General features: G+C 61.4%; 7 protein-coding genes. 4 read left to right on the top strand and 3 right to left on the bottom strand.

The window, feature by feature from the left end:
* Nucleotides 1–33 precede the first annotated feature (33 nt).
* From K7B09_RS10920 to K7B09_RS10935, 4 genes are all read left to right on the top strand, one after another.
* A complete protein-coding gene (locus K7B09_RS10920) occupies nucleotides 34–1317 on the top strand; it encodes a hypothetical protein (RefSeq protein ID WP_223629495.1) in 1284 nt (427 codons plus the stop codon).
* Nucleotides 1318–1348: 31 nt separating this feature from the next.
* Nucleotides 1349–2452: a DNA polymerase IV gene (gene dinB, locus K7B09_RS10925; RefSeq protein ID WP_223629496.1), complete on the top strand. Its 1104-nt coding sequence runs from the start codon at nucleotides 1349–1351 to the stop codon at nucleotides 2450–2452.
* A 69-nt stretch (nucleotides 2453–2521) separates the two neighbouring features.
* Nucleotides 2522–3733, top strand: coding sequence for a lipase family alpha/beta hydrolase (locus tag K7B09_RS10930; protein WP_223629497.1), 1212 nt, complete (start codon nucleotides 2522–2524; stop codon nucleotides 3731–3733).
* 44 nt (nucleotides 3734–3777) lie between these two features.
* Complete coding sequence (locus K7B09_RS10935) at nucleotides 3778–5085, top strand: MFS transporter (protein WP_223629498.1); 1308 nt, start codon at nucleotides 3778–3780, stop codon at nucleotides 5083–5085.
* Here the strand turns inward: K7B09_RS10935 and K7B09_RS10940 are convergent.
* The 3 genes from K7B09_RS10940 to K7B09_RS10950 all read right to left on the bottom strand — a co-directional run bounded on the left by K7B09_RS10940 (nucleotide 5051) and on the right by K7B09_RS10950 (nucleotide 11893).
* A complete protein-coding gene (locus K7B09_RS10940; RefSeq protein ID WP_223629499.1) occupies nucleotides 5051–6988 on the bottom strand; it encodes a CocE/NonD family hydrolase in 1938 nt (645 codons plus the stop codon). The two genes, K7B09_RS10935 and K7B09_RS10940, sit on opposite strands and share 35 nt — an antisense overlap.
* 130 nt (nucleotides 6989–7118) lie before the next feature.
* On the bottom strand, nucleotides 7119–9692 hold the full coding sequence (gene cphA / locus K7B09_RS10945) for a cyanophycin synthetase (RefSeq protein ID WP_223629500.1): 2574 nt from the start codon (nucleotides 9690–9692) through the stop codon (nucleotides 7119–7121).
* A complete protein-coding gene (locus tag K7B09_RS10950; protein WP_223629501.1) occupies nucleotides 9692–11893 on the bottom strand; it encodes a cyanophycin synthetase in 2202 nt (733 codons plus the stop codon). The genes cphA and K7B09_RS10950 overlap by 1 nt, the downstream gene beginning before the upstream one ends.
* Between the last annotated feature and the right edge of the window lie 103 nt (nucleotides 11894–11996).

Raw genomic sequence — 11996 nt, forward strand, 5'->3', positions numbered from 1 at the left:
CAGACAGGTGGATTGCCACGCACCATGCGTGGCATGAATGACATCGAAAACCCGCACACACTGTCACGCCGCACCACTCCGACGTGGGAAGTTGAATTACTGATTTCCGGTATTGCGGTGTTTGCCATGCTGCAATTGCCAGGCTGGCTGGATGACCGGTTTTTCGCGCTGCGCCCGCGGTTTGATTCCGACTGGCGAACGGTGCTGCAGCTGGTGTACATCTACGCCAGAAGTGCGGCGCTGATTCTGGCCTTGACCTTCGTCCTGCATCTGCTGCTGCGTGCGCGCTGGATTGCCTTGGTGGGCATGCATTCGGTGTATCCCGATGGCATTCGCTGGGACAAACTACGCATTGGCCCGATTGCACGCGCGATGGAGCAAGCGCGTGAAATATCATTCCCTGACATCATCGAAAACGCCGATAACCGCGCCACCATCTTGTTTGCAGTCGGAGTCACTCAAGCGATGTTTGTGGTGGTGATCTCAATCGCCGCGATCAGCATACTTGGGTTGTCCATGATAATTGCCGCACTGAGCGGCGGCCGACTAGATCCAAGCAGTATTCTGGTCGTGCTCATGGGGCTCTGGGTGGTGCCGTCGGCAGTAGCGGCAATGATTGACCATAAGTACGGTAGTGCATTAACGCCAAATAGCCGTTGGTACCGGCTATTGCAGCGCATGTTCGGAGTCTATGCGAGGCTTGGTTTTCGCCGCAGCAACAACCCGGTGATGGCGTTGCTGAGCAGCCACAGCAGCGACCGCAAAGTACTCACTGCCACTATGCTGCTGATGTTCCTTGCACTAGGGGTGACAATATTCAGTGGGACACTGCAGCGTGAGCCATCCTTGCTTGGCAATTACGCACTGTTTCCTGCCGGACGCGATGTGCGGGCCCTCGATAGTGCCCACTACGATGACCAGCGCAACCCTGCGCGGGATGATGCCGTGCCCTATGTGCAGTCCGCGATCATCAAGGATGCCTACGCACAGTTGGTGGTGCCGTTCCAACCCAATCGCGATACTTCCGCGATGCAGCGGCGTTGCCCGCAGACCCGGGCACAGTCCGCACAAACACGGCTGACCTGCTTGTCCGCACTGCACACGGTTACGCTGGACGGCAAGCCACTGCCTGAACTGCGCTATGAAATTTCCAGCGACCCACGCACCGACCGCCCCGCCCTGCTGGCGATGATCGATGTGCGCACACTCGCTAACGGGCGGCATGAATTACATGTAACGCGCCCTCCGCGCAGCGGAAGCTCCGCGAAGGACATCTCACAAGATCCCGGTTTCGATGTGATTGCATTCTGGCGCTGACCTGACCGCCAGCAACTTCTAAACTAACGCGGTGAACACTCCGCAGCGCAAGATCATCCACGTGGACATGGACGCGTTTTACGCGTCGGTGGAGCAGCGTGATAACCCGTCCTTGCGCGGGCAACCGGTCGTAGTGGCGTGGAAAGGATCGCGTTCTGTGGTGTGTGCGGCCAGCTACGAGGCACGCACGTTTGGCGTACGCTCGGCAATGCCGGCGCTGCGTGCGGAAAAACTCTGCCCGCAGGCGGTGTTCGTGCCACCGGACTTTTCCCGCTACAAAGCGGTCTCCCGGCAGGTGCGCAGCATCTTTGAACGCTATACCCACTTGATCGAACCACTGTCGCTGGATGAAGCCTATCTGGACGTCACCACGCCCCTGCGTGACCTGGGGAGTGCTACTGCCATCGCGCAAGAAATACGCAGCGCAATTTTCGAACAAACCCAGCTCACCGCGTCGGCCGGCATCGCGCCCAATAAATTCCTGGCCAAGATCGCCAGCGACTGGAACAAACCCAATGGGCAATTCGTGGTCAAACCCACAATGGTGGACGCTTTTTTGGCACCGCTGGCGGTGGGCAAGCTGCCGGGTGTGGGCAAGGTGATGGAAGCCAAACTGGCCGAGCTGGGCATCCACACCTGCAATGATCTGCGCAGCTTCGGTGCGGAGCCGCTGCAACTGCGCTTCGGGCGCTGGGGCCGACGGCTGCATGAGTTGGCCTTCGGGATCGACCAGCGCGAGGTGCAAAGCGTGCGCGCCACCTTGCAGATTTCCAGCGAAGACACCTTCCCGGTGGATCTGCCGCTGGACGCGCTGGAGCCGCATATTCGTCGCTTGGCGGCCGCTACATGGCAGGGCTATGGCAAGGAATGGCAGCGCCACCCCGGTCGCATCGCCCGCACCGTGGTGCTGAAACTGAAAACGGCCGACTTCCGCAGCCTGACGCGCAGCTTGACCGGGGCGGAACCGCCCACCTCGGAACAGGCCCTGGCCGATATCGCCTGTGCCCTGCGCGCGCGCGTGGATCTGCCCGTGCAGACACGCTACCGGTTAGTGGGCGTGGGGCTGTCCGGCTTTGCCGAGGCCGACGGCAGCCCGGCGCAAGAGGACCTGTTTTTGTCCGCCACGCCGGCATGACCACGCAGGTGTGAACACCGCCGCAAGAATGGAACAATCACTCCAGATTGCAAGCGCTAGGCTGTCGCAATGACCACGCCTGCAGCCAGTCCTGCCACGACTCCCCTAGTGCCCTCAACCGCACCCCTGGGTGATGATTTGCGCGGGCTGTTGCGTCTGTTGCTGCAGGCCATCACCGCCACCAGCGGGCTGGCCGAGCACGTCCATGCCAATGTCCTGGGCGTGCCGTCGCGGCTGCTGGGCGCACCCACCCGTGCGCGCACACGCGGCATTGCGGGCCTTGCTTACGCGTCAGTGCGTACCACCTCGCAGTGGCTGGGTGGCGGGCTGGACGCGGCCTTGGCCAAACTGCCGTTGGCTGCGCAAACCGGCACCCGATCAGCGCGGCGTGAGGCCCTGCTGGCCGCACTCAATGGCGTGTTGGGTGACCACCTGCAGGCCAGCAGCAATTCCCTGGCGTTGTCCGCTTGCCTGCGCAGCAATGGACAAGTCTTGCCGCTGGATGACGCGGCATGGCCCGCCAGCCTGCCCTTTGCAACCCCCAAACTGCTGGTGCAGGTGCACGGGCTGTGCATGAACGACCTGCAATGGCGTCAGCAAGGCCACGATCACGGTGCGCAACTGGCCGCCGAGCATGGCTATACGCCGGTCCATCTGCACTACAACAGCGGCCTGTCGATCGCCAGCAACGGCGAAGCATTCGCGCAGTTGTTGCAACAATTGCTGGCGCGCTGGCCGGTGCCGATGGAGCGCTTTGCCATCCTCGGCCACAGCATGGGCGGCTTGGTGACACGCGCCGCGATTCTGCACGCCAGCCGTAACGCGCAAGCATGGTTGCAACAGCTCGATCAAGTCGTGTTTCTGGGTACCCCGCATCACGGCGCGCCGCTGGAACGGGCCGGCCATCTGCTGCAACACACCTTGGGCCTGACGCCGTGGACAGCCCCCTTCACGGGCATCGGACGGTTGCGCAGCATCGGCATCCAGGACCTGCGACACGGCAGCATCGGCGCACCGAATGCAGACTACCCGCCGTTGCCGGCAGGCCTGCGCGCCTACGCCGTTGCAGCCTCCACCCAAGCCATTGCAGCGGGCCGCGGCGGCCGCTATCCGCGTGGTGACGGCTTGGTGCCCATTGCCAGCGCCCTGGGCGAACACCGCGACCCCCGCCGCAATCTGCGCATCCCCAAAGCGCACCAATATCTGGTGGCCGGCACTGGCCATATCGGGCTGCTCAGCAGCATCGAGGTGTACCAACAGTTGCGGCGTTGGTTGGCGTAATTGGCATGCACCACAGCGTGGTGCAAATACCCTACGCTTGCGTGATGCACACGCCCATCGACCACACAGCACTCACCCGCCCCCAGCTCAAAACCCTCGCCCTGGCCTCATTGGGCGGCGCGTTGGAGTTTTACGATTTCGTGGTGTTTGTATTTTTCGCCACCACCATGGGGGCGTTGTTCTTTCCGGCGGACATGCCCGGCTGGCTGAAACAAGTGCAGACCTTCGGCATTTTCGCTGCCGGTTATCTGGCGCGGCCGCTGGGTGGCATTGTGATGGCGCATTTTGGCGATCTGTCCGGGCGCAAGCGGATGTTCATGCTCAGCATCTTGCTGATGGCCATCCCTACCTTGTTGATGGGGCTGCTGCCGACGTATGCACAGATTGGCGTGCTGGCACCGATCCTGCTGTTGCTGCTGCGCATCTTGCAGGGTGCGGCGATTGGCGGCGAAGCACCGGGGGCGTGGGTGTTTGTCAGCGAACATGTGGCACCGGGTCGGCGTAATTTTGCGTGCGGCGCGTTGTCGCTCGGGCTACTGGCTGGCATCTTGCTGGGCTCGCTGGTGGCGCTGCTGGTCAACGCCAACCTGGATGACGCGCAGCTGTTGGCCTGGGGGTGGCGCATCCCCTTCGTCCTAGGCGGCGTATTCGGATTATTGGCTTTGCATCTGCGCCGGCAATTGCACGAAACCCCGGTGTTTGCGCAGTTGCAGGCGCAAAAACAATTGGCTGCAGGGTTGCCGCTCAAATCCGTGCTGCGCGATCACGGCACTGCCGTCATCATCGGCATGTTGCTGACTTGGCTACTCACCGCTGCCGTAGTGGTAACCATCTTGATGATGCCCACCTTCCTGCAAAGCATGGGGGTATCTCGCAGCGATGCGCTGACGGGGAATGCGCTGGCGGTGCTGGCTGCAATGGCCGCCAACTTGATTGCAGGTGCGCTGGCCGACCGCTTCGGTGCAGGCCGCGTGCTGGCATTGTGGAGTGTGCTGCTTGGCGCGGCATTTTTCGCCTTCTACCAAAGCGCCCAAGCCGGCGAATACTCGCACCTGTTGTATGCACTGGCCGGCAGTGCAGTGGGCCTGACCGCGATGATCCCCGCCATTGCACTGGGCGGGTTTCCGGCCAGCGTGCGGTTTTCCGGATTGTCGTTTGCTTACAACGTGGCGTATGCCATCGCCGGTGGTCTGACCCCCGTGCTGCTGAGTTTGGCAATGAAGGGCAACCCCAGCGCGCCATTGCATTACATGCTGGCCATGGCGGCGCTGGGGCTGGTGCTGGGGGTGCTGGTGCAATTGCGTCAACCGCGCACGGTCACGGCAAGTGCCCCGCTGCCACCGGCAGGCTGATAAAACTGGCCTGTTGCGGCGTGGCCCAGATGCGTTGAGTCGCTTTGCGGTAATCGTCCGGCTTGGCCAGGAAGATGTTGTTCACATACGTCTGTGGATTGCGGTCGTACAGCGGGAACAAGCTGGACTGGATCTGCACCATCAGCCGGTGCCCCGGCTTCAGCACGTGATTCACATTGGGCAAGTCGAAGCTGTACATCAGCGGCTGATCCGATGCCAACGCCTTGGGCGCATCGAAGCCTTCGCGATAACGGCCACGGAAAATGGTGAGCGCAATCGGCAATTCATAGCCGGCCATTTTCGGGTCATCCGGGTATTGATCGGGGTACACGTCAATCAATTTCACGACCCAATCACTGTCACTGCCGGATGTACTGGCGAACAAATGCGCCACCGGCACGCCAGCCAGCTTCACTGGCGCAGTCAGCTCTGCACTGGTGTAGCTCAGCACATCGGTGCGGCCATCCACAAAGCGCTGGTCACGCACCAGCCACGTGGTCCACGTGGCGCGGTCGCCCATATCCACCGGGCGTGGCACAAACGGCACCGGCTTGGCGGGGTCGGACACATATTCGGCGTACTGCGCGCCGCTGTTGTCCTGCGTACCACGCAAGGTTTGGTCGGCATGCAGATACAGCGGCACCGAGGCCTGCGCGCAGCCCTGTGCGCAACTTTGCGGCCAGTGCTGATAGGTATCCCAGCGGTTGCTTGCCGCATCGTAAATCCACACCGGCGGCGTCTTCGCGATGGGCGCGCCCGTCTTCAAATATTGATCGAAGAACGGCTTGAGCACGTTGCGCCGCCATTGCTGGGCGGTGTCGCCGTCAAACTTCAAATCCCCCAAGCTGCTGCCATCGTAATTGGCTTGGCTGTGCCGCCACGGGCCAATCACCAGGAAATTGCGGGTGTTGTCGGTGTCCTTGGATTCCAGCGCCGCCCACGCATGGTTGCCGCCGTACATGTCCTCCTGATCCCATAACCCTTGTTCCCACATCACCGGCACGTTGATAGCCGGCAGCCTGGCAAGCAGTTTGTCCAAGCCTTGCTGCTGCCAATAGCTGTCGTAGCTGGGGTGCTCCAGCAGCTTGTGCCACGCCGGCAACTGCTCCAGTCCGGCAGCGCGGGCGTAATCGCCTACCGAGCCTGCACGCAGGAAGTTGGTGTAGTCGTCATTGGTGGCGCGAGGCATCCCCACACCTGGCCCACGTGCTGCGGTCTGGCCGGTGAGATAACCCAAATTGATCTGCCGGTAGGCACCATTCTGGAACCAATCATCACCAATCCAGCCATCGATCATCGGGCTTTCCGGCGCGGCCACTTTCAATGCCGGGTGCGGCTGCAACAAGGCCATCACCACCGTGAAGCCTTCATACGAAGAGCCCAGCATGCCCACCCGGCCATTGCTTTGCGGAATGTTTTTGACCAACCAGTCGATGGTGTCGTAGGCATCGGTGCTGTTGTCGATCCCGGTTTTGTTGAGCGGGCCACGCGGTGGCCGCGTCATCACGTAATCGCCTTCCGAGCCGTACTTGCCGCGGATATCCTGAAACACGCGGATATAGCCATCTTCGGCAAAAGCGGTATCGCCCTGCGGCAGCGCATCCACCATGCGCGTGGCGTTGTCGATGCGTTCTGCACGTTTGGCGGCGTTGTAGGGCGTGCGGGTCAGAATGATGGGCGCATCGTGTGCACCTTTGGGAAGCAGGATGACCGTGTACAACTTGACCCCATCGCGCATCGGCACCATCACCACGCGCTTGGTGAAGTCGCGCTGCGGCTCTGGTACGACGAATGTCTTGCCGGTGATATCCGGCGTCATCGGCGCGGTTTGCGTCCATCCATTGCCGGCCATGGCCAGCGCCAAGGCCAGAGCAGATACCCGCAGTACAGCTTGCAGCTTCATTGCACCACTCCAGCCATCGCGTCAGCTTGGCAGTGTGGCACGCCGCCGCCACCGCCAACAGCCTGTCCATCTGCACTTAGTGACTGGTGCGAAGATCGCCTATGATGGGTCGATTGTGTGTGCAGTGCGGTTAGCGGGCGGCGGCCACGCGCTGTTGCAAATACGCCAGGGATTCCTCCACCTGGTCGATCAGCACCAAGCACAACTCGCCCGGCTGCAAGCTGGCCAACGCATGATCAATCGCTGCGAATTCGCCTTGGATGGTTTCAACCACTTGCGTGCGCGGTGCATCTTGCAGGCCTTCGCGCAGTAGTTGTACCACTTCGCCATCCTCACGCCCACGCTGGCAGGCATCCTGATACAGGATGACCTCATCGAAGGCCGCGCCCAGAATGCGGGTTTGTGCGCGAATGTCGTCATCGCGCCGATCCCCGGCACCACTGATCACCACCTTGCGCCGACGCGCCGGCATGTTTTCAATCGCGGCCACCAGCGCCTGCATCGCATCCGGGTTATGGCCGTAATCGGCAATCAAGGTGGCGCCTTGATAATCCATCACGTTGAAGCGCCCCGGCGCGTTGCCGGTGTCGGACTGGAAGCTGGCCAAGCCCTGCCGGATTGCATTCCAACTCAGCCCCAAGCCCCACGCTGCTGCCACCGAAGCCATCACGTTTTCGACTTGAAAACCTATCGTGCCGTTGCGGGTCAGAGGCACGCCAGCCAGTGGCAAGCGGGTTTCGAACGCGCCTTCCATCGCCACGACATCCCCGTTGTGGACATACACCACGCGCCCGCCTTGGGTTTTATGGCTGGTGATCACCGGGTGTTCCGGGTCTGCGGCAAAAAAGATCACCTTGCCGGGGCACTGTGTCGCCATGACCGCCACAATCGGGTCGGCGGCATTGAGTACCGCATAACCATTCTTGGCCACATTACGTACGATCACGCGCTTGAGTACCGCCAGGTCATCCACCGTGGTGATGAAGTTCAAGCCCAGATGATCGCCGACCCCAATATTCGTCACCACCGCCACATCAGCATGGTCAAACGCCAACCCTTCGCGCAGCAAACCGCCGCGTGCGGTCTCGAATACGGCGGCATCCACGGTGGGATTCAGCAGAATATTGCGGGCGCTGCGTGGGCCGGAACAGTCACCCGAATCCACCTGCACCGCATTGACATACACGCCATCGGTATTGGTCATACCCACACTCAAACCACTGGTGCGCAGCAGGTGCGTGATTAAACGCACCGTGGTTGTCTTGCCATTGGTACCGGTGACGGCCACCACCGGGATGCGCCCGTTCTCGCCCGGCGCAAACATATGATCAATGACCGCTTTGCCCACATCACGGGCTTTACCAAACGAGGGCGACAGGTGCATGCGCAGGCCCGGTGCGGCATTGACTTCCACGATACCGCCGCCCTGCTCTTCCAGCGGCCGCAGTACGCTGTCACACACCACATCGACACCGCAAATATCCAGCCCCACCATTTGCGCGGCTTCCACTGCGCGTGCCGCCACTTCGGGGTGCACATCACCTGTGACATCGGTGGCGGTGCCCCCGGTGGAAAGATTCGCGTTGTTGCGAAGCACGATGCGCCGGCCTTTTTCCGGAATCGACTCTGCGTGCAGGCCTTGTTTTTCCAGCGTACTTAGCGCAATTTCATCGAAACGGATTTTGGTCAGCGACGTCGCATGGCCTTCTCCACGGCGTGGATCGGCATTGACCTGTTGTACCAGCTCACGCACGCTGTGGATGCCATCGCCACGCACATTCGGCGGCTCACGACGGGCAGCGGCGACCAATTTATTGCCCACTACCAGCAGGCGGTAATCGCCACCCGGCAGGTAGCGTTCCACCAGAATGTCATCGCGGAAACCTTGCGCTACTTCAAACGCACGCCGGATTTCGGCTTCACCACGCAGGTTGACCGTCACGCCCTTGCCTTGGTTGCCGTCCAGCGGCTTGACCACTACCGGCAAGCCGATCTCTTGCGCGGCGGTCCACGCATCGTCGGCACTATGCACTGGCCGCCCTTCCGGTACCGGCACGCCGGCGGCGCGCAGCAGTTTTTTGGTCAGCGCCTTGTCTTGTGCAATGGCTTCGGCAATCGCGCTGGTGCGGTCCACTTCGGCGGCTTGGATGCGGCGCTGTTTGCTACCCCAACCCATCTGCACCAAGCTGCCGCCGGTCAATCGCCGGCACGGAATGCTGCGGTTGATAGCCGCTTCGACAATCGCGCCGGTGCTTGGCCCCAGCCGCACCTCCTCGTCTAGATCGCGTAGTCGCCGCAATGCTTCTTGCAGATCGAATGACGTATCGGCACGTGCAGCCAGGCAGAGCTGCTCGGCCAGTTGCAAAGCCAACCGGCCCACGGCTTCTTCGCTGTATTCAACAACAATCTGGAATACGCCCGGCTGTACCGTTTTGGCAGTGCGGCTGAACGTGACCGGGCAACCGGCTTGTGCTTGCAGGCAAATCGCGGCCACTTCCAGCGCATGCGCCAGCGTCAGCGTGTCGGACTTATGCGTGGCACGCAGAAACCCGAGCTCGGGAAAGCGTTCGCGTAGACGATCTTCGAAACCGGGCATGCCCGCCAATGGGCGCTCGCCCTCGGACAGGGTGACGATGGCCTCGATCGCGGTGCGTCGGGTCCACAGGTTGGGCCCGCGCAGGGCCCGGATACGTGAAATCTCCATCACGCGCCCTTCGTATCAATGGAACGGGCGGCAGCCGCCAATTCCTGTTCAAAATGTTCGATGCCTGCAGGAATCAGATCCACCGGCACATCCAGCGCCCAGCATGCGGCGATTGCGGCCAGCACTGCTTCGAGGTGTGCCGGAGTGGCCGATGCGGAAGTCAAATCAAACCGCGACAGCCTTGCCAGCGGTTCTTCATTGCTGCCGGTGGCCAGAATAATCGCGCCATTGCGCACAAACACGGCGCGCCCGCCTTCGCTCAAATGCTCGGCCAATGGCGCGGCATCTGCTTGCATGGCGTAGAACATCACTTCGCCATCGCTGAATTTGGCCATCTCGGCAACCGCTGGCTCACACGCATTGAGCACCGCTGCACCACCTTTCAACACTACATCGATTTGCGTGCGCAGTACGTTGAACAAGCGTTCGGGCGAGTCAATATGAAATTCGGCCAGTGCGGGATCCGCATCGGCATCGGTGAGCACCGCCACTTGGCAGCGGTCGTACGGTAAGCCTTCGGCAAGGATGGCGCGGGTGCTGGTTTCGATCACTGCCGCATCAATGGCGCGATTGATCAGCAACCGCTCGCCGCCATCAAAATGATTATTGGGACGCGTATCCAACACCCGTTGATCCAGCTGCAAGCCGGCGCTGCAAGCCAAACCCACATGGCGGCCGGAGAGGTGCAACAACCGTGCAATCAAACTGGCCAGCAAGGCCGGCTCACGCCGGCCCAATACGCCAATCACGGGGATCCGCCCACTTTCACCTGCAGGGAACAAATGCTCAACGATAGCCTGCCCTGCCGGCCGTGGCTTGCCGATGGCCGGCTTCAAATGCATCAGCAGACTGGGCCCGGCATTGACTTCCACTATCGCACCCCGGGTTTCACTCAGCGGCTTGCCGATGTCTTCGGTGACAAGATCAATACCGGCGATATCAAGGCCCACCACACGCGCAGCCAGCACGCCGGCTGCGGCAACATCGGGGTGCACTTCGTCGGTCACGTCAAACGCCATGTTGCCGTGACGCAAGATCAGCACGGTCTGGCCTGCCGGTGGAACCGATTCGGGGGTAAAGCCTTGCCGCTGCAACTCGTGCAGGGCAATTGGCTCGCGCTCCAGCAGCAAGGTTTCCAGCGGGAAGTGTTCTTCCTCTCCACGCCGCGGATCACTGTTGATCTGCAAATCGATCAATTCACGAATGTTGTTCTGGCCATCGCCCACTACTTCCGCCGTGAAGCCTTTGTTGGCTGCCACCAACTTGCCACCAATCACCAACATGCGGTGTTCAACGCCCTGGATGAAGCGCTCCACGATCACCTCGCTGCCTTCCTCCAGCGCGCCGGCATAAGCGACTTCGATTTCGGCGCGGGTTTTCAGGTCGGCAAACACACCGCGCCCGTGATTGGCATCGGTGGGTTTGACCACTACCGGCAAGCCGATGTCTTCGGCGGCCTCCCATGCATCGTCCGCACTCTTCACCACGCGTCCTTCCGGCACCGGCACGCCACAACTTGCGAGCAGGGTTTTGGTGAGGTCTTTATCGCGCGAAATGCTTTCGGCAATCGCGCTGGTGTGCTCGGTTTCCGCCGTCCAGATGCGGCGCTGGCGGTTGCCATAGCCCAATTGCACCAGATTGCCTTCAGTCAGCCCAAGATGCGGAATGCCGCGGTCGGTGGCGGCGTCCACAATCGCCGCGGTGCTGGGCCCCAGCAAGCGGCGGTCGGCCAGTTCGCGCAGCGGTTGCAGGCGCTCGTCAAGGTCAAACGGGGTGTCATTGATGGCCGCCATGAGCAAATCACGGGCAAGCGCCAGTGCAGCGCGGCCCACGGTTTCTTCACGCGCCCGGATCGCCACTTTGTAGATGCCACGCGGTCCGGCTTCGCGCGCTTTGCCAAAGCCGGTTTGCATGCCCACCAAATTCTGCAATTCGATGGTGACGTGCTCGAGGATATGCGCAGGCCAAGTGCCCTCTTGCAGGCGCTGCACAAAGCCACCGGTGGCACCCACGCTGCAGCGGTGCTCGTGCAGGCCGGGCAGCCAAGCAATCAAGCGGTCGGTAAAACCATCCAGCTTGTTGGATGGATAGTCTTCCAGATCACCAATATCCACCCAAGCTTCCAGCACCGGGCGATACGTCCACAGACTGGGGCCGCGCAAGTAGGTGACCCGCTGAAACGTGATCTCATTGTGCTTCATAAGTCATCATCGAAAATTCAAACAAGCCGCCTGCGGGATGCTCCGAAGGGTGTGTGGTGCTCTCAACCGACACCCCGCGTGCCCTCGCTATACTGCCATGCTT

The organism is Thermomonas beijingensis (assembly GCF_020034655.1).
Classification (GTDB): Bacteria; Pseudomonadota; Gammaproteobacteria; order Xanthomonadales; family Xanthomonadaceae; genus Thermomonas; species Thermomonas beijingensis.

Coding starts and splice junctions, on each gene's coding strand:
- K7B09_RS10920 (WP_223629495.1), top strand. CDS start 34: ATGAATGACATCGAAAACCCGCACACACTGTCACGCCGCACCACTCCG.
- K7B09_RS10930 (WP_223629497.1), top strand. CDS start 2,522: ATGACCACGCCTGCAGCCAGTCCTGCCACGACTCCCCTAGTGCCCTCA.
- K7B09_RS10935 (WP_223629498.1), top strand. CDS start 3,778: ATGCACACGCCCATCGACCACACAGCACTCACCCGCCCCCAGCTCAAA.
- K7B09_RS10940 (WP_223629499.1), bottom strand. CDS start 6,988: ATGAAGCTGCAAGCTGTACTGCGGGTATCTGCTCTGGCCTTGGCGCTG.
- cphA (WP_223629500.1), bottom strand. CDS start 9,692: ATGGAGATTTCACGTATCCGGGCCCTGCGCGGGCCCAACCTGTGGACC.
- K7B09_RS10950 (WP_223629501.1), bottom strand. CDS start 11,893: ATGAAGCACAATGAGATCACGTTTCAGCGGGTCACCTACTTGCGCGGC.